Source organism: Paraburkholderia sp. RCC_158 (assembly GCF_041355255.1).
GTDB lineage: Bacteria > Pseudomonadota > Gammaproteobacteria > Burkholderiales > Burkholderiaceae > Paraburkholderia > Paraburkholderia graminis.
This window is the reverse complement of sequence record NZ_JBFUPM010000003.1, coordinates 225,387-245,134: the sequence shown is the minus strand read 5'-3', so window position 1 is coordinate 245,134 and position 19,748 is coordinate 225,387. Positions and strand designations below refer to the sequence as shown.

Sequence of the window (19,748 nt, the reverse complement as noted above, 5' to 3'; positions counted from 1 at the left end):
CTTAAAAAGCCTGAAGCGGGAATAAGCGCAAGCGCACGTTCACACGCACACCCGCGCTCACAGCGCGAGTTCGTGAAAACGCCGCACGCCGTCGCGAATCCATTGCAGCAAACCGCCGCTGCCCGCATCGGTATTCGCGGACGGCGCGAGCAGCATCTTTTCGCTTTCGTGATGGACGGAAAGCAGCCGGCACATTTCGCGCGCCACGTCCGGCCGCCGCGCGAGGATCGGTGTCAGCGCGTCCTTGTCGAGCCGGAACACCGTGGCCCGCGTCAGTGCGCGCACGATCACGCCGGTTCTGACACCGGCGAGTATTCCGGACTGGCCGACCGAGTCGCCTGGCGCGAGCCTGCGCAACTCGACCTCGACGCCCTCTTTTGTCACGACCGCTTTCGCGACGCCGCGCGCGAGAATATGCAGCTCGTGGCCGCCCTCGTCGGCGGCGCTGTAGATGGTGTCGTCGGCGTCGAACTCGTGCGGCGTCAATTGCGCGGCAAGCTCGGCGATTTCATCGTCGTCGAGCGTCTGGAAGATCAGCACGTTGCGCAGCAGTCGCTGCTTTTCGTCGGCGGGCTCGCCTATGGGTTCGGCCACCGACAACGGCCGCAACACCACACCGCGCGATAGCAGATGCCGGTGCGCGAGGTCGTAAAGGTCGTTGCGCACGCCGATCTTCTTGGTCCACGCGTCGACATAACAAACGATCTCGTACTCGATCGCGTCGTTGGTCGCGCGCTTCACGCTCACCAGCGGCTTGGGCTCGGTCAGCACTTCCGGCGAACTCGCCGCGGCGTGCATCAGCGCCTGCAAAACCGTCGCGGGACGAACCGACGGCTTGACCGGCAGCACCACGCTCACGCCGTGCGTGTGCATCGGCTGATTCGCATTGACGATGTTCGTGCGTGCCGCCACGCTATTCGGAATCACGACGATGTTGCCCTGCGAGTTGAGCAGGCTCGTCGCGCGCCAGTTGCTCTCCACGACCCGGCCTTCCACTTCGCCGATGGTGATCCAGTCGCCGATGCGAAACGGCTGCGTCGCATTGAGCACGATGCCGGAGAACACGTCGTTCAGCGTGCTCTGGATCGCGAGACCCAGCACCACGGCGACCGCTCCCGAAGTGGCGAGCAGCCCGCGCACCGGCAGTTGCAGCACGAACGCTATCGCGCCGACCGCGGCCGCGAGAAACACCAGCGCGCCGAGCACGTCCTGAAAGAGACGCTCCTTGTGCCAGGTGTCGGGCAACACCATCCGGTCGAGCACGACGGTGACAAGCCGCGCGCCTTGCAGCCACCACACGACCTCGAGAATCTGCGCGAGCAGATGGCGCACCGGTTCCGCGGACCACGGCGCCTCACGCAGCGGATTCATCCCGTGGCTAAACAGCACGTAGCTGGACAGCCCGAACATCAGCGCGCGCAACGCGAGCCGCGCCTGCTCGCTGCGCCGGCCCATGAAGCGCCACGCGAGGAAGTCGAGAACCAGAATGCCGAGCCCATAGAGCACGCCATCGGTCAGAGTCGGCATGAGGGTTCCCGCTTGCGACGATGTATTAAAGAGCCGGGCGCAACATCAAGTGCCTGGTGCGTGCGCCGCGCGTCAGAACGCGAAGCAACTGCAGCCGAGCGCGCCCCAGAAGCCGTTCGAATCGCTAACGGGCACGTTCTTGCGCCACGCCCAGCCGTGTGCATGCGCGTGCACGCCGCACAGATTCACGCAGCCGTCCACGCAGGCCACCGCGGTCGGCTTATAACGGCTGTAGCCGCCGAACTCGGCGACCGGCGACCACGACGGGCTCACCGGCAGGTCGGGCGGTGCGAGCGGCGCGAACTCGTCGGCCGCATAGACGACCTTGCCGCCCACGACCGTCATCACCGATTCGAGGTACTTGATGCTGGTTTCGTCGACGCTGAAGTAGTCGTCGCTCAGCACCGCGAAGTCCGCGAAGTGCCCCGGCATCAGTGCGCCCTTGCGGTCGTCTTCGTTCGAGAACCACGCGCTGCCCACCGTGTAGCGGCGCAGTGCTTCCATGCGGTCGAGCTTGTTCGCGCTCGAATACATCGCCGTGCCGCCGACCGTCTTGCCCGACACCATCCAGTAAAGCGACACGAACGGATTGAAACTGGCGACGCGCGTCGCGTCCGTGCCCGCGCCGACCGGCAGACCCGCGTCGAGCATCTGGCGGATCGGCGGCGTGTGCTTGACCGCTTCTTCGCCGTACTGCTGGATGAAGTACTCGCCCTGATACGCCATCCGATGCTGAATGGCGATGCCGCCGCCGAGCGCGCGCACCCGCTCGATGTTCTTCTGCGTGATCGTTTCGCAATGGTCGAAGAACCAGCGCAGGCCGTTAAACGGAATGTCGGCGTTCACGCGCTCGAACACATTCAGGAAGCGCTCGATCGACTCGTTATACGTGGCATGCAGACGGAACGGCCAGCGGTTCGCGACCAGCAGTCTCACCACCGCCTCGAGTTCGACTTCGAGCGTGTCGGGCAAATCGGGCCGCGGCTCCAGGAAGTCTTCGAAGTCGGCTGCGGAAAACACCAGCATTTCGCCGGCGCCGTTCACGCGCAGGAAGTCGTCGCCCTCGCCGGGCTTCGTCATCTTCACCCACTTCGCAAAGTCCTCAATCTCTTTCTTCGCGTTCTGCGTGAAGAGGTTGTACGCGATGCGCACGGTCAGTTCATTGCGCGTGGCCATCTCCATGATGACCGCGTAGTCGTCGGGATAGGCCTGATAGCCGCCGCCCGCATCGATCGCGCTCGTCACGCCGAGGCGGTTCAGTTCGCGCATGAAGTGGCGCGTCGAATTGCGCTGGTCTTCCAGCGCGAGCTTCGGACCCTTCGCGAGCGTCGCATACAGCAGCCCGGCGTTGGGCCGCGCGATCAGCATGCCGGTCGGATTGCCGCGCTTGTCGCGTTGAATCTCGCCGCCCGGCGGATTGGGCGTGTCCTTCGTGTAGCCGACCGCGCGCAGCGCCGCCGCGTTCAGCAGCGCGCTGTCGTACAGATGCAGGATGAACACGGGCGTATCCGGCGCGATCGCGTTGATTTCCTCGAGCGTGGGGCCGCGCCGCTCGGCGAACTGGAATTCGTTCCAGCCGCCGACCACGCGAACCCATTGCGGCGCCGGCGTGCGTGCGACCTGCTTGCGCAGCATGTCGAGTGCATCGGCGAGCGACGGCACGCCGTCCCAACGCAGTTCCATGTTGAAGTTCAGACCGCCGCGAATGATGTGCAGATGCGAATCGTTGAGACCCGGAATGACCGTGCGGCCTTTCAGATCGACATGGCGGGTGGCGTCGTTCACGTGACGCATCACGGCATCGCGCGAACCTGCGGCGATCACACGGCCGTTCGCGACGGCAAGCGAATCCGCGAACGAGCGCTTGTCGTCCTGCGTCGCGATTTTGCCGTTGAAGAAAACGACTTCGGCCGGGGTGAATCCGGTTGACGGGTCCTGGGACATGACGGGCTCCAGTGGGAAAGGACAGGCAGACTGGGATGAGTGCGGGGCTCGCACTCATGGCGAGTCGAACTGGGAGGCAGTCTATCGGCGGGGTTTTGCCGAGTCCTTGTGCAAGCCCTTAATAGTTCTTAAAAGAACTGTCCGGCGAGGCGTGGCGAGACGGTGATGCGCCTCAGAACTTTTCATCTTTTTTGCAGGACTTTTTGCGGGCGGCGTTTTTACACTGGCAGCGCGGTAAACCGAATGCTTCGACACGTTCGACCCGCTGCTCACTCGCCTTTAAAAAGGAATCGCCATGAAAGACATCAAAGAGGCCGCAGCGCATCGCGCGGCGCCGCTGAAGACGCCGACCCGCCTCAGCGAAGACGCGACGCGCGACATCGCCGCCGCGTTGACCACGCTGCTCGCCGACGTGTTCGCGCTCTATCTGAAGACGAAGAACTTCCACTGGCATATGTCCGGCCCGTACTTCCGCGACTATCACCTGCTGCTCGACGAACAGTCGGACCAGATCTACGCGACCACCGATCCCATCGCGGAGCGCGCGCGCAAGATCGGCGGAAAGACGCTGCGCTCGGCGGGACACATCACGAAGCTGCAGCGCATCGCCGATAACGACGCCGAGTTCGTCACGCCCGACGACATGCTCGCCGAGTTGCGCGAGGACAACCTGGCGCTTGCCGGCTATATGCGCGAAACGCATTCGCTGTGCGACGAATATGGCGATGTCGCGACGGCAAGCCTGCTCGAAAACTGGATCGACGAAGCCGAACAGCGCGTGTGGTTCCTGTTCGAGTCGGGACGACATGCGTGATGAGGCGCGGCGGGCGACACGGGCTTAACGACACGCGCTTAACAACACGAGGTTAACAACACGAGGTTAACAACACGAGGTTAACAACAATTAAGCAATCTGAAGTACGGCGACTATGCGCGCCCGTAGCATTGAAAGCGGCACACAACAACGTCACAGGTACGGAGAATAATTTGGCTAACTCATCCGCAGTTCCATCGGCAAATCGCCGCCAGTTGCTCGCAGCGGGCGCAAGCGCGGCCGTTGCCGCGTTTGCCGCGCCCGGCGCCGCGATGGCCGCGGCATCGGCCGGCGGCGCGAGCCATGCGGGCAACTCATCTCACTCACATCACGGAGAGCGACACAGCATGAACACGGTCACGACGAAAGACGGCACGCGGATTTTTTTCAAGGACTGGGGCACCGGTAAGCCCGTCGTGTTCTCGCACGGCTGGCCGCTCGACGCGGACGCCTGGGACCCGCAGATGCTGTTCCTCGTGCAGAAGGGTTATCGTGTGATCGCTCATGACCGCCGCGGCCACGGCCGCTCGGACCAGCCGTCGCATGGCAACGACATGGACATCTACGCGGACGATCTGGCGGCGGTGATCGACGCGCTCGATCTGAAGGAAGCGACGCTCGTCGGCCATTCGACGGGCGGCGGCGAAATCGCTCACTATATCGGCCGCCACGGCAGCGCGCGCGTCGCGAAGGCCGTGCTGATCGGCGCAGTGCCGCCGATCATGGTCAAGACCGAAGCGCATCCGAACGGCCTGCCGATGTCCGTGTTCGACGGCATTCGCGCGAACGTGGCGGCGAACCGCTCGCAGCTCTACAAGGACCTCGCGGTGCCCTTCTACGGTTTCAACCGGCCGAACGCGAAAGTGTCGCAAGGCCTGATCGACGAGTTCTGGCGCGAAGGCATGCTCGGCTCGATCAAAGGCCAGTATGAATGCATCAAGCAGTTCTCCGAGGTCGACTACACGCCCGACCTGAAGAAGATGGACATGCCCACGCTGATCCTTCACGGCGACGACGACCAGATCGTGCCGATCGACGGCGCGGCGCGACTGTCGGCCAAGCTGGTGAAGAACGCGACGCTGAAGGTGTATGCCGGCGCGCCGCATGGCATGTGCTCGACGCACGCGGATAAGGTGAATGCCGATCTGCTGGAGTTCCTGCAGAGCTGATGCTGTTAATGCCGTTAATGCCGTTAATGGCTGAGGCGCGGGGCCGCGATTGCAGCGGCGCCGCGCCTCTTCGTGGCTGCAAAGCGCGCCTTGCCGATTAATAGATGCACTTAAAATACATGACTGTTGTTGGCGCGGAATTTTGACACGCGCTCCATTGCGGCATTACGTCTAAAGAAATCACAATATCAATTGCCGCCGGGCGTCCGTCATCCCGCTCCTGCGCGCAAAGCCAGTCCCGGCGCGGCTCTCGCCCTTCTTATCGCGCTTTTTGCCTATTGTTTGTGCATATGGCGAATGAGCCGCCATCCCCAATTCGCCGGAAAACCCGGCATAATGACAATTCACTTACATTTAATTATTTCCGAGTAAATTAACGGCATGCAGTCGGGCGCTGCGACGAACAGGGGTAACGACCATGCTCAACGATAGGCTTGCATCCGCCGCTTCTTCCACTGGGGCTTCTTCCACTGGGGCTTCTTCCACCGCTTCTGCCATCGCTTCTGCCACAGGGTCTGCCACCGCGGCTCGCGAGGATTCGCTCGGCTGTCTGTCGAGCCGCTTGCAGCACGACCGCGAACTCGATACCGGCGAGTTCAGGTTCTATCGCAAATGCACGCTCGGCAGCGACACGAACCCGGTCGTCATGGACGGCTCGGGCCGCGGCTTTCTGATCGGCGTATCGCTGAGAACGGGACATCGGCGGCGCATCCACTCGCAGCATCGGTGGACCACGCATGAGTTCGAGCGCGACTCGGTGTACGTGCGCGATCTCGCCGACGACTATCGCGCCGAACTGCTGGGCGGCTTCGACTTCGTGCTGATCGAACTGTCGCGCGCGTTCGTCAGCGACACCTGCCATGAACGCGGCCGCGGCCTCGCACGCATCGCGACCGTCGCGGGACACAAGGACCCGGTGCTCGGCCATCTCGCCCAGGTGCTCGCGCTCACGCTCGACGCACAGAACAACGCGAGCCCGCTTTTCGTCGAACAACTCGGCGTGACCATCGGCACGCATCTGCTCGATCGATATGGCGAGCCCGCGCGTGGACCGGGTCAGGCGAGCCGCCGTCTTTCGCCCTTGCAGGAAGCGCGCGCGAAGGAGATGCTGCTCGCCAGATCGCAGGGCAATGTCTCCATTGAAGAGATCGCGGGCGCGTGCAATCTGTCGCGCAGTTACTTCATTCGCGCGTTTCGCGAGACCACGCAGCGCACGCCGCATCAATGGCTGCTCGAGCGGCGCGTCGAACAGGCGCGCGAACTTCTGAAACGATCGGACCGTTCGCTGTCCGACATCGCCATGGCCTGTGGGTTTTCGGATCAGAGCCATTTCACGCGCACATTCTCGCAACTGGTCGGCACGCCCCCTGGACATTGGCGTCGACAGGCTGGGCGTTAAGGCACGTCAGGCGCCGCACGTCACGCGCCACACGCCGCACGCAACGCCCCGCCGGCATGACAGCCGTCTGCGCTCGCCATCGCGAGACTTTCCTACAAAGCATCGCACTAACCGACAAGACGCCGAGGCGCGGACGCGGTAATTTCTGCCCTACCGCCTGCACGTTTTTCCCTCAGCCCGTTGTCCGGAAATTGAAAACGACATGATTGAACTAGGCCGCTTTCAAATCGATCTGGAACTGCGCACCTTATGGTGCGACGGCGAACGTGTGCCGCTCGGCTCGCGCGCCTTCGACATTCTCGCGATGGTCGTCAAGGCCGGCGGTCGCCTCGTCACCAAGGACGAGTTGATGGACGCCGTGTGGCCGAACACCATCGTCGAGGAAAACAATATCCAGGTTCATCTGTCCGCGTTGCGCAAGATTCTCGGCGCCGACCGCGACCTGATCCTGACCGTGCCTGGCCGCGGCTATCAGCTCGTGCAGCGGCACCGCGTGGCGAGCGTGGCGGCGCTTTCGCCAGAGGCACAATGCGCGCCGGTCGGACGCCCGCTTCCGCCGTTGCGCATGCAACTGGTCGGGCGCGAAGCGGACGTCGTCCAGATCCGCTCGATGCTGGCCCATACGCGCGTGCTGACGCTCGTCGGCGCGGGCGGCATCGGCAAGACGAGTCTCGCCGTCGAAGCCGCGCGCCAGGCCGCGGCAGATGTCACTGAGCCCTTCACGGAGCCCGTCTGGTTCGTCGAACTCGCGACGCTCGGCACGCGCGACGAGGTGCTCGCCGCCATCGCGCAAGCTTGCGGACTGCCGGTCGAACACGCAACGCCGGGCCTCGCGCAAATCGCTTCTGCGCTCGCCGGCCGCCGTCTGCTCGTGCTCGACAATGCGGAGCACGTGATCGAGCACGTCGCCGAAGCCGTCGAAGTATTGGCCGCCGTCAACGCGGATTTGCGCATGCTCGTAACGAGCCGCGAGCCGCTGCGGATCATGGCGGAAGCGGTGTTTCGCGTCGAGCCGCTCGACGTGCCGCAGCCCGGCAGCGCCGATGCCGACATCCTGCGGCGCTCCGCCGTCAATCTGTTTCTGCTGCGCGCCAACTCGATGCAGCGCGAGGTGGCCACGGACAGCGCCGAGCTGCGGCTCGTCGGCGAAATCTGCCGGCGGCTCGACGGCATTCCGCTCGCGCTCGAACTGGCGGCCGCGCGCGTCGTGACGCTCGGCGTGGTCGGCGTGTATCAACGGCTCGACGATCGCCTCGCGATACTCGCGGGCGGCTATCGCACTGCGTTGCCGCGTCACCAGACCTTGCGCGCGACCTTCGACTGGAGCTTCGCGCTGCTCGACGCGAAGTCGCAGGCGCTGTTCAGGCGAAGCGCGGTGTTCGGCGGCGTGTTTACCTTCGAAGCGATGTGCGCGGTCGCATGCGATGCGTCGCTGACGGTCGCCGATGCGATCATCGCGATCAGCGAACTGCTCGCAAAGTCGCTCGTGAATGTGGAGTTCGACGGGCCGGTCGCGCGCTACCGGTTGTCGGAATCGACCCGCGCATACGCGCTCGACAAGCTGCAAGCCGAAGGCGAGCGCCAGGAACTCGCGGTGCGCCACGCGCGCTATCTGTCGCAGTGCTTCATCACGCACACCGCGCAAACCGTGCGCGGCAACGCGGACAGCGCCGCCGCACTCGCCGCCGCACTCAAACACACGCTCGACGACGCGCGCCATGCGTACGACTGGGCGTTCTCGCCCGACGGCGACGTGCAACTCGGCGTCGAGTTGGCATCGACGCTGTCGGCTGCGCTGCTCGACGGCGGCATGATCGCGGAATGCTGCGAACGCGCGACGCGCGCCGTCGACATGCTCGACGCACTGCCCGCCGCGAGCATCGATGCACGCGACGAAATGCGCGTGCGCGCGGCGTTGGCCTCGGCGCTGCCGCATGTGCGCGGCTCGGTCTCGAAAGCCGAGCAATTGTGGCGCAAGGTCTATGCGCTCGCAACGGAACGCGCCGACGACGCGTACCACGCGCGCGCGCTGTGGGGCCTGTGGACCACGATGATTTCAAGCGGCAACATCCACGCATCGGCGGAATTCGCAGTGCGCTTGCGGCAGCTCGCGCAGCAACGCGAGAACGCCTGGCAGGAAACGTTGGCCGATCAGATCGCCGCCATTTCGCAGCATTGCCTCGGCCGCCATGCGGAGGCCAAGGCCGAACTGCTTCGCACGAGAAACCGCTTCGCCGAGCTCGAATACAGCGGACAGCGCGACAACACGATTGCCGTCGATCCGCTCGTCTACTGCAATGGCACGCTCGCGCGCATTGCATGGCTCGAGGGACATTGCGGCGAGGCGATGCGGCTCGTCGACACGCTCGTCGGCCTCGTGCGGCCCGACATCATGGAGCCGTCGCTCACGCACACGCTCGGCGCTTCGGCCGCCCCGCTCTCGCTGATGTGCGGCGACCTCGGCCGCGCCGCCGTGTATCTGGACATCATGCGCTCGCAGGTGGCGCTGCATGGGCTCGACGTGTGGCGCGACTACTGCAACTGTTTGTCCGCGCATCGCGACATTCTCGACGGCCAACTGCAACGAGGCGTCGCATTGCTGGAGAGTTCGCTCGACGCGCTGATCGCGCGCGGCTTTCGCCGGCTCATCACGCTGTTCATCGCGGCCTATGCGGAAGCGCTCGTTGCAGCAGGACGAATCGACGAAGCGGTGCGCCGGCTCAACGACACGTTGCAGTTCTGCGAGAACAACGGCGAGATGATGTTCGTCCCTGAACTGTGGCGCGTGCTCGGTATCGCCGCGCGCGCACGACGCCGATCCGCCGACGCCGAAGCGCATTTCACCACGGCCATACAAATGGCCCGCAGGCAAGGCGCGACAATGTGGGAGCTGCGCGCGTCGCTGTCGCTGGCCGCGTTGTGGCGTGAAGAATCTCGCGACGCGGAGCGCCATTCGCACGCGCTGCACATGCTCGAGCGCCTCGCGCTGTGTTTCGACGCGCCGTCGAATGCCGCCGATGTGCGTGCGCTGTTCGACACGCTCAGCACGATGCGTGGAGCGGAACGCACGGTGAGCACTGCGTCGGCGATGCTGACAAGTCCGGCACCGCTGGATGGTCGTCGCAAAGCCGCGCGCAAACCGAACGCGAGCCTCGCGCGCGTCGATTAGATTGGCGTCGCGCAAGCCCCGAGCGCGGATTTATTACGCCATCCGAACTATTCTTTTTTTCCATCCGCGTCTTCGCCATCTGCCGTCGCCACGTCCGCATTCTTCGCCGTCAGCACCGCCGGCATCGACGGATTCTCCGGCTGCGTATAACGCTCCTGCACGGCGGCCTTGATGCGCGCGAGGCTCGCGGCTGCATCTAGCGAAGCGTCCTGCTCGATCTGCCGCGCTTGCGCCGCGAGATCCGGATCGCCGATTTCCTTTTCGAACCAGCGCGAATAGTCGCCGCGCTCGCGGTGATACTGCCAGGTGCCCGCATCGACGCCCTCGGCGATTTCGACGAACAGCACGAGGTTATGCGCGCGCAGATTCAATGCGTTCTGCGGCCCGCGGAAATAGAAACTGCGCTCGGGAATCAGCAGCCCTTCCGCATATTTGCGCCGATGCCTGAGGCGATGCTTGCTGCCCGGCTCGAGCCGGATCATGCCTTCGGGCTCGGGCTCATCGAGCCGCCATAACAACGCCTGCCCTGTCTCGAGCTGCGTTTCCTGAAGCTGCGGCACCGGGCGGCCGGTGGCGTTCGCGAGTTCCTGCACCGCCTTGCCGGCGCTCGGACCCATTGCGAGTATCAGGTTCACCTGACGCAGGAACGCGCCGTCCAGTTGCTGCGGAGAAACGGTGATCGCGAGCGCGGTCTCGAGCGCCTGCGGAATCGCCTGGTTCGCGCCGGCCCAGCCGGCCGGAAACAAATGATGCGCCTCGTCGAATACGAGCAAGTGCGGCCGCCCGGTTCGCAGACGCAACTGCTGCACTTCGAGCAGCAGCGACGCGCAGAACGCGGGCCGCTCGGGCAACGGCACACGCAGCAGATTAACCGCGACTGCCGGACGCGGAGGCCGCAACAGCAACTGCACGACTTCATCGATGACCGGCGCGGTGTGCGCGTCGCCGATCACGATCGTATCCTCGTCGTTCTGATAGTCGCCTTCCGGATCGATGATGCACAACTGCTGATGCATGCCCGCGAGGCGTTCGAGCAGACCCGCGCACGCGGTCGACTTGCCGCATCCCGATTCGCCGGCGAGCAGCGCGACCGTGCCGTGCGCCGGGCAGTAACGGTCCGCGGGTTCGCGCGTGTCTTGCGCATCGCGTGCATGTCCGATCAGCACGCGGCTCTTCGGCGCGGCGCACGCGCGTTCGCGCAGGTCGTCCTTTACGATCGCGTCGACCAGTTCCGCGACGCCCGCGCCAGCCGCCTGGCTCGTGACCATGTCGGCGTGCTGCTTCAACGCCGGCAGCGCATTCGCCACCGCCACCGAGAAACCGCATGCGTCGAGCAGCGCGTGATCGTTTTCCGCGTCGCCGACGCCCGCGACGTTGAAGGCCGACAACGCGAGTTCGTCGAGCGCCTCATGCAAGCCGGTTGCTTTCGATATGCCCGGCGACACGATCATCACCGCGTCGCCGTTGAAGATGATCTGCAAGCCGAGGCCCAGATCGCGAATCGCCGCGAGCGCGATCTGTTCCGCGGGCTTCATCATCGCGACGAGCGTTTCGCTGACGCTGAAATGGCGCAGGCCGCGGCTTCGCAATTCGTCGACGAAAGCCGGCGGCGGCGGTGGAGCGAGCAGGCGCCGCGCGCCCGTCGACGGCGTGTACAGCACGCCGCCGTTTTCCGCGACGACTCGCGAAAACAGATCGAGCCGCGGACAGATCGCGAGCAGATCGTCCATCTCGCGGCCGCTCACGAGGATCGCCTGGCGGCCCGACGCGCGCAGGCGTTCGAGCGCGGCCCACGTCGCGTCGGCAACGCGTCCGTCGGATGCAAGGGTGTTGTCGTAGTCGGTCGCAATGGCAAAAAATCGCATGGAAAGCGCTCCGTGATCGCGTGTTGTTCAGCCTTGTTTCAGCCGGCCTCGAGCGGTTGCGCGTCGCACGCGTCGCGCAGCATCGCTTCGTAAATGCGGACGTACCGGTCGACCATTCGCTCGACGGTGAAGCGGCGCTCGAAGGCCGCGCGGCACGCGGCGCGGCTGATGGTGTCGATCTTCGCGAGCGCGTCGACCGCTTCGTCGACGGAGTGAACGAGAAAGCCGGTTACGCCGTGTTCGACGATTTCATGCGCCGCGCCATGATCGAAGGCGATCACCGGCGTGCCGCACGCGAGCGCTTCGATCATCACGAGGCCGAAGGGCTCCGGCCAGTCGATCGGAAACAGCAACGCACGCGCGCGTCCGAGGAAATCGTTCTTGTCGGAATCGCCGACTTCGCCGCAATACTCGACATGCGGCAGCTCGAACAGGTCCGCGATTTCCTGCTCGAAATACGCACGATCGCCGTTGTCGATTTTTGCGGCAATGCGGATCGGCCAGCCCGCGCGCCGCGCAATTTCGATCGCGCGGTCGGGCCGCTTGGTGGGCGCGATGCGGCCGAGAAACGCGACGTAGTCGCCCGGCTCTTCATGAAAGCGCAGCAGGTCGACGGGCAAGCCGTGATGCACGGTGGCGCGCCAGTTGAGCCACGGCAACGGCGCGCGTTGCGCGGCGGAGATCGAGACCACCGGCATGTCGGCGAACTGCCGGTAAAGCGTGCTCAAGCCAGGCACGTCGAGCCGCCAGTGCAAGGTCGTCAGCGACGCGCAGTTCAAACGCCGGGCGAATGGAAAGCTCGCGTAATCGGTATGAAAATGCACGATGTCGAATTCGTCCGCGCGCCGCACCACGTCCTCGAGCATCGCGAAATGGAAGGCCTGCGGGTCGGCGGTATCTTCGATCAGACGAACCGCGCAGTCGCTGCCCGAGACGAGCCGCGCGCGCGTGCGCGAGTCGCCGCTTGCAAAGAGCGTCACGTCGTGGCCTCGCGCGACGAGACCGTCCACGAGCCACGCCACCACTCTTTCGACGCCGCCATAGGCCACGGGCGGCACCCTCTCATACAACGGCGAAACCTGCGCGATACGCATGCCCTGCTCCATTCGACGAACCTATGTTCGGAAGCCGCCGCATGGTGCATGCCCGGCGCCCTCACGCGCGAGCCGCAGTACTTTTCGCCGATGGAAAAATGTACAGGCCGGCGATGAAATTAAGCGGTACGCGCGGCAATGGTCAGTCGCGTGGTCAGTCGCGTGGGCATTCTGAACCTGAGCGGACTGCATGCGCCGCTAGCTGATCGGGCCGCTATAGCCATCGGCGGACGCCGCGGGCTCCGCTCCGTTTGCCCGTTCGACGTGCTCGTCGATCCATGCCGTCGCGCGTTCACGTGCGAATTCGAGCGCCTCGTGTTCATCGACGAAATCGCGGTGAAACTCCATGTCATGCGTATCGTCGCCCGAACTCACGCTGCCTGGCGTGACCTCGATCCTCGCATGTGCAACGATCGCGCCGCCGTCGACGCCTGCCGTCAGATGAACGATGCACCCTCCGTATTCGAAATCCATGATGTTCTCCCGCGTGTCGTGGTTGTGTCGCTCAGTTGTGTTGCCAGGTGCCCTCACGAACCGTTATCGGCTCGCGGTGCGCTGTCTTCGCCGATGGCTTCGTCCGCGCGTCGCCCCTTGCTCGACTGGTCGACGGCAACCGGCGGCTCGGCGTTGCCCGTATCGCCTTCGGCTTCGATCTGCGCCTGAGCGCGTGTCCAGTAATCGTCGGCGCTTCCTTCCGGCGAGCCGTCGCTCTGCCATAGCTCATACGCGCGCTTGCGGATTCGGTCCTCTACGGTGGGTTCGCCCGGCAGCCCGTCCATGGCAATCTCCAAACGTTCGTTGTCAGTCGAAACAGCGCACGCGATGCGGGCCGCTGCGCCGGTGAGGTGAGCAAAGCGCGTTCCCATGCGCGCTGTGCGCACGCTGCATGTGAAGTCTCGAAGCAAGCGCTTTTTGCGCGACTGCGTTGGCTTTCCGCTCGCCTCACGATGAGCCTGTCGTTATAATCGTTTCAGCAAGCATGAATCAAATCTAACGACATTCACATTCTCTCCACGCGCCAGGACCTCCATGCTCAAACCCGATCGCCTTCGCGCTCTGGCCGACGCGCTGACACGGCAAAGCGTGATGCGCCTGCGCGATGCCGCGGCGCTGCTCGGCGTATCGGAAATGACGGTGCGCCGCGACATTGCCGCGAATTCGGATCGCTTCACGTATCTCGGCGGCTATATCGTCAGCGCGACCGATGTGCCGAATAACGCCGGGTATTCGCTGGAGCAGGAAAAGGATCACTTCGCGCAGGCCAAGGCCGACGCGTCGTCGATCGCGGCGGGGTTGATCGGCGACAACGAAACGCTTTTCATCGATTGCGGCACGACGCTCGCTGCACTCGCGCGCCTCGTTCCGCCCGAGCGGCATGTGACCGTGGTCTGCTATTCGCTAAACGTCGCGGAGATTTTGCGGCGCAAGCCGAACGTGCGCATGATTCTGCTCGGCGGCGTCTATGTGCCTTCGTCGGATTCGTTCGCGGGCGAGGAAAGTCTCGAGATGCTGCGCCGCATGGGCATCAACAAGGCGTTTATCTCGGCGGGCGGCGTGGACACCGCGCGCGGCGTGACCTGCTGGAATTTCCACGAAGTCGCAGTGAAGCAGGCGGCGATGGCGAGCGCCGTCGAGCGGCATCTGGTCGTGGACAGAAGCAAGTTCGGCGTCGTGAAAGCCGTGCGCTTTTCACAGATCGAAGACTTCGATTCGATCATCACCGAAGAAGGCCAGGCGCCGCGCAAGCGCACGTAATACGTTTAGCGTGAAGCGGCAGGCGCGCATCGCGACGCGCCTTCCGCTCACACGAACGCAACCCCGCGCGGCGCGTTTTCAGCGCTTGCGTTGCAGCGCGAACAGCGTGCCGGCGAGCAGAATGAACGCGCCGATAATCACCTTCTGCCACGTAGTCGGCACGCCGACAAGAATCAGCACGCTCTTGATCAGCGTAACCAGCACCACGCCGAGCAGCGTTCCCAACACCGTACCCGTGCCGCCCGTAATGCGCGCGCCGCCGAGAATCACCGCGGCAATCACGTCGAGTTCCGAGCCGACCAGATCGAACGGATTCGCGAGGCGGTTATTCGACACATGCAGAATGCCCGCGATGCCGGCAAGCATGCCCGTATAGCCGAACACGAACAGATGGATCGCGCGCAGGTTGTAGCCGAGCCGCTCGGCAATCGCAAGCGAGCCGCCCATCGCGTAGACGCCGCGGCCCATCATCGTGCGGTTGAGCAGCCACCAGGTGACGAACGCGGCGGCGACGAGCGCCAGCACCGAGACCGGCAGCACCGCGCGCAAGCCGTCCGCGGTGTGATAGAAAAACAGCGGAATGCGGCCGAAGCGATCCATGCTGTGCGGAATGTTCATGAAGAACGTCGTGCCGATAAACGACAGCAGCAAGCCGCGATACAGGTATTGCGTGCCGATCGTGACGATCAGCGAAGGCGCTTTCAGCCGATGCACGAGCAAGCCGTTGACGACGCCGAGCATGACGCCGCCCACTGCACCCGCTACGAGAATCAGCGCGAACGGCGCGTCCGGCCAGAACGCGAATACGGCCTTGGTGATGCCGTACATGGTCAGCGCGGCAATCGCGGTGAACGACACGTCGATGCCGCCCGACGCGAGCACGACGAGCGTGCCGAGCGCGAACAGCGACATGGTCGTCGCCGAATGCAGCAGATCGAACAGCGTCGCCAACTGAAAGAAGCGCGGGTTGATGGCGCCGACGATCAGACACGTGACCACGATCAGCGCGACCGTGAACCACTCGGGGTTGCGCGCGAGCCGCATGCGCAAGCCTCCCGGTTCGACGCTCGGCGCGACTTCGACGACATTCGGAGTGGTCATGGTCTGCTTCATGGGCGATTCGGTGGGCAAATCAATGCGCGGCTGGATGCGCGAGTTCATGGCGGTTGACGTCCTCTAGGCCGCTTCGGAAAGCAGCGCGTGATACAGATCGGCCTCGCTCAATGCGTCGGCCTGATATTCGGCGGCCACGCGTCCCTTCTTCATCATCAGAATGCGGTCGCAGTTCTGTAGAAGCTCGGGCAGGTCGTCGCTGATCAGAATGATGCCGATGCCGCGCTGCGAGAGCCGCTGCATGATCCGGTAGATGATGTCCTTCGAGCCCACGTCGACGCCCACCGTTGGGCCGTGCAGAATCAGTACGCGCGGATCGATGGCGAGCCAGCGGCCGATCAGCACGCGCTGCTGGTTGCCGCCGGAAAGCGATTGCACGGGCTTGTCGACGCCGGGCGTCGCGATCTGCAAATCCTTCACGGTCTGCTCGGCAAGCGCCTGCGCACGCGCGCGGTCGATCTGGCCGAAGCGGTCGCGCAGGCTCGAAATCATCGCGGTGATCACGTTGTCGCGAATCGGCTTGTCGAGAAAGAGCCCTTCGTTCAGCCGGTCTTCCGGCACGTAGCCAATGCGGTGGCGTTTCGCGTCCGACGGCGTGCGCAGCGCAATCGGCTTGCCGTCGAGCCGCGCCTCGCCCGCTTGCGCCGGCGCGACGCCCGCCAACGCGCGCGCGAGTTCGTTGCGCCCCGAATCGAGCAGTCCGGTGACGCCGAGAATCTCGCCGCCGTGCAGCCTGAACGTGACGTCGCTGAACTGACCGGCGCGCGTGAAGCCGCGCACGTCGAGCACGACGTCGTCCGCGTGCGCGCTTTCGCGATACCGCTCGTTCGACAGATGGCGGCCCGTCATCAGTTCGCTGATCTGCGCCTTGGTGAACTGCGCGATCGGTCCTTGCGCCATCTTTTGTCCGTCGCGCAGCACGATCACTTCGCCGCCGATCGCATAGCACTCGTCGAGCTTGTGGCTCACGAACAGCACCGTCACGCCTTGCGCGCGCAGATTCGCGAGCACCGCGATCAGATTGTCGACTTCCTTTTGCGTGAGCGACGTGGTGGGCTCGTCCATGATGACGAACTTCGCCTCGCTCGCAATCGCTCGCGCAATCGCGACAAGCTGCCGGGTGGCGAGCGGCAGTTGCTCGACGAGCGTTGCCTGGAAATCCGCGTTGCCGGGCAGGCCCACCGCTTCGAGCGCGCGCGCGGCCGTGGCGGCGAGCACGCGGCGATCGAAAGTGCGCGCGAGCCGTCCGGCATGCGTCGCGAGTTCCGATGTGAGCGCAACGTTTTCGGCGACGCTCATGTTCGGCAGCAGCGACAAATCCTGATACACGGTTTCGATGCCGGCCGCGAGCGCCTCGAGCGCGGAGAGCCGCGCATGCGGCACGCCCTCGATCACGAGTTGGCCTTCGTCCGGCGGCTGCGCGCCGGAAATGATCTTGATCAGCGTGCTCTTGCCGCAGCCGTTTTCGCCGAGCAGGTGATAGATCTGCCCGCGCTCGAACGCGAGGCTCACGCCGCGCAACGCATGCACGCCGGTAAAGCGCTTATGCACGCCGACCACTTGCAGAAAGGGTTGCGAGGACTGGGCGGAAGAGACGTCTTGTCGATTCATGATGAGCGGTCGCGATGCCGGGGCGCGCCCACCGGACGCGCCCCGAAGTGAACAACGGAATCAGAACGGATACTGCTTGTAGTTCGACTTGTCGACGTTCACCCAGCCCTGGCCGCGCACGATGATGCCCTTGCCCGGCCCTTTCGCGACCGTCACCTTCGTGTAGCCCGGAATGCCGAGGTCCGCGCCGTTCTCGACGGTCTTGCCGTCCACCAGCATCTTCGCGACCTTGTTCATCGCGATGCCCGCGAGTTTCGGGTCCCAGAACGCGATGCCGTTGATCGCGCCGCTCTCGAGGAACTTGCCCGCCTCGGTCGGCAGACCCGTGCCGTATACGCAGATCTTGCCCTGCATGCCGGCTTCCTCGACGGCGCGGCCGATGCCGATCACATCCAGCGACGACGAGCCCTGGAAGCCCTTCAGATCCGGATGCTTGCGCAGCACTTCTTTTGCGACTTCGTACGCGCGCTCGCCGTCGTTATTGGTTTCGAGCTTCGGCTCGACGAGATTCATTTTCGCGTACTTGGCCTTGGCGTTCCCAATGCCGCCGTCGGCCCATTGCACCTGCGAACGGCTGCCGAGCGAGCCGACCAGCACCGCCCACTTGCCTTCGTTATGCATGCACGACGCGAGCCGTTCGTTCAGACCCGCACCGTAGGCCGTGTTGTCGAACGCCTCGATGTCGACCATCGTGTTCTTTGCGTTGTCCGCTTCATGCGTGACGACCTTGATGCCGCGATCCATCGCCTTCTTCAGCGCCGGTTCGAGTGTCGGCGGATCGTAGGGCACCACGGCAATCGCGGTGACTTTCTTCGCGATCAGATCTTCGATGATCTTCAGTTGCTGTGCCGCGTCCGCGCGGCCCGGGCCCGTCTGGTACGCGGTGATGCCGGTGTTTTCCTTCGCGAATTCCTTGACGCCGTCGTCCATCCGGTTGAACCAGTTGATACCCGTCACCTTGACGACCGTGACAATGGTTTCGTTGGTGGCGGCCTGCGCCGCGGCGATCGCGCCCACCGCCACTGCGCCTGCTGCGAGCGCGGCACCCAGTCGAGTCAGTTTCATGCAATGTCTCCTTTATCGTTCGATGTCGCCCGTGCTGGCCGTGTCAGCCGTCGCGAACAGGGAGGGCACCCTGTCCGCCTTTATACGTTGCGTTGCGTTGCGTTTGCTTTTACCGATACTTCGCTATGCGTTAGCGCTTTGGCGGCGTGCCGCCGTCGGCGCGAGCCGCTGCCGGTTCCGTTGCCGGACGCGCGCCACTGCCGCCGAAGCCGAAGATTGCGCGCACGCGTTCGCCGCCCGCAAAGGCCAGCGAGAGCAGCAGCAAAAAGCCCCACGCGCAGTCGCCGAAAAATTGCGAGACGCCGAGCAGATTAAAGAGGCTCGACAGAAACTGCAGCACTGTCGCCGCAAAAAACACGCAGACGATGCGCCCATAACCGCCTGCGGGATTCACGCCGCCCATCACCGCAATGAGGATCGCGATCAAGAGATACGAGTTGCCGTAGTCCCATTTCGCGCTGGACGTATGCGTCGCGCTGATCAGCCCGGCAAGCGACGCGAGCACGCCGCACATCGCATAGGTCGTGATGAGCATGCGCGCGCGTGGAATGCCCGCGTAAAACGCGGCTTTCGGATTCGTGCCCATCAGATAGAGACGCAAGCCGAACGGACTGCGCCTGAGCAGCCATCCCAGCACGATCACCGCGGCGATGAAGATGCAGAACGCAATCGGCACCTGCAACACGGTGCCGTTGCCGATGTCCGACAGCGGCTCCACATAGTCGACATGCACCGATGCGCCGTTGCTGATCACGACCGCGAAGCCGGTGAATAGCAACTGCGTGCCGAGCGTGCAGAGAATCGGCGTGAGTCTGAGGCGCGCGATCACGACGCCGTTGAGCAGCCCGCCGAGCAGACCCATGATGAGCACGATCGCGCAAAAGAGCGACGTGTAAAGCATCGGCGAATCGTCGCCATTGACGAAGCGCGGCACCACGATCGCCGCGACCATGCCCGACAGGTTCGCGAGGCCGACACCGGACAGGTCGATGCCGCCGTTGCCCGACACCATCGACAGCATGATGCCGAGCGCGAGCAGACCGAGTTCGGGCAACTGGCCGCCCATCGACTGAAGATTGTCGATGTCGACGAACTGGCCGCGCGAGAGCCACGTCGCGACCAGCACGACGAGCACGTTGACGATCAGAAGGAAGTTGAGTTGCCGGTCGGCAAACAGTTTTCCCGCAGCAAACGAAGACTTCATGGCGCTCATGATCTCCTGA

15 protein-coding genes are annotated in these 19,748 nt (G+C 64.3%); 5 read left to right on the top strand and 10 right to left on the bottom strand.

Going from position 1 to position 19,748, the window contains the following annotated elements:
- Nucleotides 1-57 precede the first annotated feature (57 nt).
- Both AB6809_RS08125 and AB6809_RS08120 read right to left on the bottom strand, forming a co-directional pair.
- Nucleotides 58-1,527, bottom strand: coding sequence for a mechanosensitive ion channel domain-containing protein (locus tag AB6809_RS08125; protein WP_371026307.1), 1,470 nt, complete (start codon nt 1,525-1,527; stop codon nt 58-60).
- A 72-nt stretch (nt 1,528-1,599) separates the two neighbouring features.
- Nucleotides 1,600-3,471: an amidohydrolase gene (locus AB6809_RS08120; protein WP_371026306.1), complete on the bottom strand. Its 1,872-nt coding sequence runs from the start codon at nt 3,469-3,471 to the stop codon at nt 1,600-1,602.
- Nucleotides 3,472-3,766: 295 nt separating this feature from the next.
- On the opposite strand from AB6809_RS08120, the gene AB6809_RS08115 reads away from it, so the two are divergent.
- From AB6809_RS08115 to AB6809_RS08100, 4 genes are all read left to right on the top strand, one after another.
- On the top strand, nt 3,767-4,285 hold the full coding sequence (locus AB6809_RS08115; protein WP_371026305.1) for a Dps family protein: 519 nt from the start codon (nt 3,767-3,769) through the stop codon (nt 4,283-4,285).
- A 347-nt stretch (nt 4,286-4,632) separates the two neighbouring features.
- Nucleotides 4,633-5,454, top strand: a complete 822-nt coding sequence (locus AB6809_RS08110) for an alpha/beta fold hydrolase (protein ID WP_371026304.1) — start codon at nt 4,633-4,635, stop codon at nt 5,452-5,454.
- 418 nt (nt 5,455-5,872) lie between these two features.
- Nucleotides 5,873-6,853 carry a helix-turn-helix transcriptional regulator gene (locus tag AB6809_RS08105; protein ID WP_371026303.1) on the top strand — a complete coding sequence of 327 codons (981 nt, stop codon included), beginning with the start codon at nt 5,873-5,875 and terminating at the stop codon, nt 6,851-6,853.
- Between the two features lie 202 nt (nt 6,854-7,055).
- Nucleotides 7,056-10,022 (top strand): winged helix-turn-helix domain-containing protein, encoded by a 2,967-nt coding sequence (locus tag AB6809_RS08100; protein WP_371026301.1) that lies wholly within the window; start codon nt 7,056-7,058, stop codon nt 10,020-10,022.
- Nucleotides 10,023-10,069: 47 nt separating this feature from the next.
- Here AB6809_RS08100 and AB6809_RS08095 read toward each other — a convergent pair whose 3' ends face one another.
- From AB6809_RS08095 to AB6809_RS08080, 4 genes are all read right to left on the bottom strand, one after another.
- Nucleotides 10,070-11,887: an HAD hydrolase family protein gene (locus tag AB6809_RS08095; protein ID WP_371026300.1), complete on the bottom strand. Its 1,818-nt coding sequence runs from the start codon at nt 11,885-11,887 to the stop codon at nt 10,070-10,072.
- A gap of 38 nt (nt 11,888-11,925) precedes the next feature.
- A complete protein-coding gene (locus tag AB6809_RS08090; protein ID WP_053858129.1) occupies nt 11,926-12,981 on the bottom strand; it encodes a glycosyltransferase family 4 protein in 1,056 nt (351 codons plus the stop codon).
- Between the two features lie 198 nt (nt 12,982-13,179).
- A complete protein-coding gene (locus tag AB6809_RS08085; protein ID WP_006052798.1) occupies nt 13,180-13,455 on the bottom strand; it encodes a hypothetical protein in 276 nt (91 codons plus the stop codon).
- Between the two features lie 53 nt (nt 13,456-13,508).
- Complete coding sequence (locus AB6809_RS08080) at nt 13,509-13,760, bottom strand: DUF2934 domain-containing protein (RefSeq protein ID WP_371026299.1); 252 nt, start codon at nt 13,758-13,760, stop codon at nt 13,509-13,511.
- A 250-nt stretch (nt 13,761-14,010) separates the two neighbouring features.
- On the opposite strand from AB6809_RS08080, the gene AB6809_RS08075 reads away from it, so the two are divergent.
- Nucleotides 14,011-14,736 (top strand): DeoR/GlpR family DNA-binding transcription regulator, encoded by a 726-nt coding sequence (locus tag AB6809_RS08075; RefSeq protein ID WP_053858131.1) that lies wholly within the window; start codon nt 14,011-14,013, stop codon nt 14,734-14,736.
- Between the two features lie 78 nt (nt 14,737-14,814).
- Here AB6809_RS08075 and AB6809_RS08070 read toward each other — a convergent pair whose 3' ends face one another.
- The 4 genes from AB6809_RS08070 to AB6809_RS08055 all read right to left on the bottom strand — a co-directional run bounded on the left by AB6809_RS08070 (nt 14,815) and on the right by AB6809_RS08055 (nt 19,729).
- The gene (locus tag AB6809_RS08070) at nt 14,815-15,897 is read right to left on the bottom strand and encodes an ABC transporter permease (protein WP_371026298.1); all 1,083 of its coding nucleotides are present in this window, start codon (nt 15,895-15,897) and stop codon (nt 14,815-14,817) included.
- Nucleotides 15,898-15,912: 15 nt separating this feature from the next.
- A complete protein-coding gene (locus AB6809_RS08065; RefSeq protein WP_006052802.1) occupies nt 15,913-17,460 on the bottom strand; it encodes a sugar ABC transporter ATP-binding protein in 1,548 nt (515 codons plus the stop codon).
- A gap of 60 nt (nt 17,461-17,520) precedes the next feature.
- Nucleotides 17,521-18,525 (bottom strand): autoinducer 2 ABC transporter substrate-binding protein, encoded by a 1,005-nt coding sequence (locus AB6809_RS08060; RefSeq protein WP_006052803.1) that lies wholly within the window; start codon nt 18,523-18,525, stop codon nt 17,521-17,523.
- 130 nt (nt 18,526-18,655) lie between these two features.
- A complete protein-coding gene (locus tag AB6809_RS08055; protein WP_371026297.1) occupies nt 18,656-19,729 on the bottom strand; it encodes an ABC transporter permease in 1,074 nt (357 codons plus the stop codon).
- Nucleotides 19,730-19,748 lie beyond the last annotated feature (19 nt).

Bases quoted from the DNA above. Each gene is read 5' to 3' on its own strand.
- AB6809_RS08125 (WP_371026307.1), bottom strand. From the start codon at position 1,527: ATGCCGACTCTGACCGATGGCGTGCTCTATGGGCTCGGCATTCTGGTT.
- AB6809_RS08120 (WP_371026306.1), bottom strand. From the start codon at position 3,471: ATGTCCCAGGACCCGTCAACCGGATTCACCCCGGCCGAAGTCGTTTTC.
- AB6809_RS08115 (WP_371026305.1), top strand. From the start codon at position 3,767: ATGAAAGACATCAAAGAGGCCGCAGCGCATCGCGCGGCGCCGCTGAAG.
- AB6809_RS08110 (WP_371026304.1), top strand. From the start codon at position 4,633: ATGAACACGGTCACGACGAAAGACGGCACGCGGATTTTTTTCAAGGAC.
- AB6809_RS08105 (WP_371026303.1), top strand. From the start codon at position 5,873: ATGCTCAACGATAGGCTTGCATCCGCCGCTTCTTCCACTGGGGCTTCT.
- AB6809_RS08100 (WP_371026301.1), top strand. From the start codon at position 7,056: ATGATTGAACTAGGCCGCTTTCAAATCGATCTGGAACTGCGCACCTTA.
- AB6809_RS08095 (WP_371026300.1), bottom strand. From the start codon at position 11,887: ATGCGATTTTTTGCCATTGCGACCGACTACGACAACACCCTTGCATCC.
- AB6809_RS08090 (WP_053858129.1), bottom strand. From the start codon at position 12,981: ATGCGTATCGCGCAGGTTTCGCCGTTGTATGAGAGGGTGCCGCCCGTG.
- AB6809_RS08085 (WP_006052798.1), bottom strand. From the start codon at position 13,455: ATGGATTTCGAATACGGAGGGTGCATCGTTCATCTGACGGCAGGCGTC.
- AB6809_RS08080 (WP_371026299.1), bottom strand. From the start codon at position 13,760: ATGGACGGGCTGCCGGGCGAACCCACCGTAGAGGACCGAATCCGCAAG.
- AB6809_RS08075 (WP_053858131.1), top strand. From the start codon at position 14,011: ATGCTCAAACCCGATCGCCTTCGCGCTCTGGCCGACGCGCTGACACGG.
- AB6809_RS08070 (WP_371026298.1), bottom strand. From the start codon at position 15,897: ATGAACTCGCGCATCCAGCCGCGCATTGATTTGCCCACCGAATCGCCC.
- AB6809_RS08065 (WP_006052802.1), bottom strand. From the start codon at position 17,460: ATGAATCGACAAGACGTCTCTTCCGCCCAGTCCTCGCAACCCTTTCTG.
- AB6809_RS08060 (WP_006052803.1), bottom strand. From the start codon at position 18,525: ATGAAACTGACTCGACTGGGTGCCGCGCTCGCAGCAGGCGCAGTGGCG.
- AB6809_RS08055 (WP_371026297.1), bottom strand. From the start codon at position 19,729: ATGAAGTCTTCGTTTGCTGCGGGAAAACTGTTTGCCGACCGGCAACTC.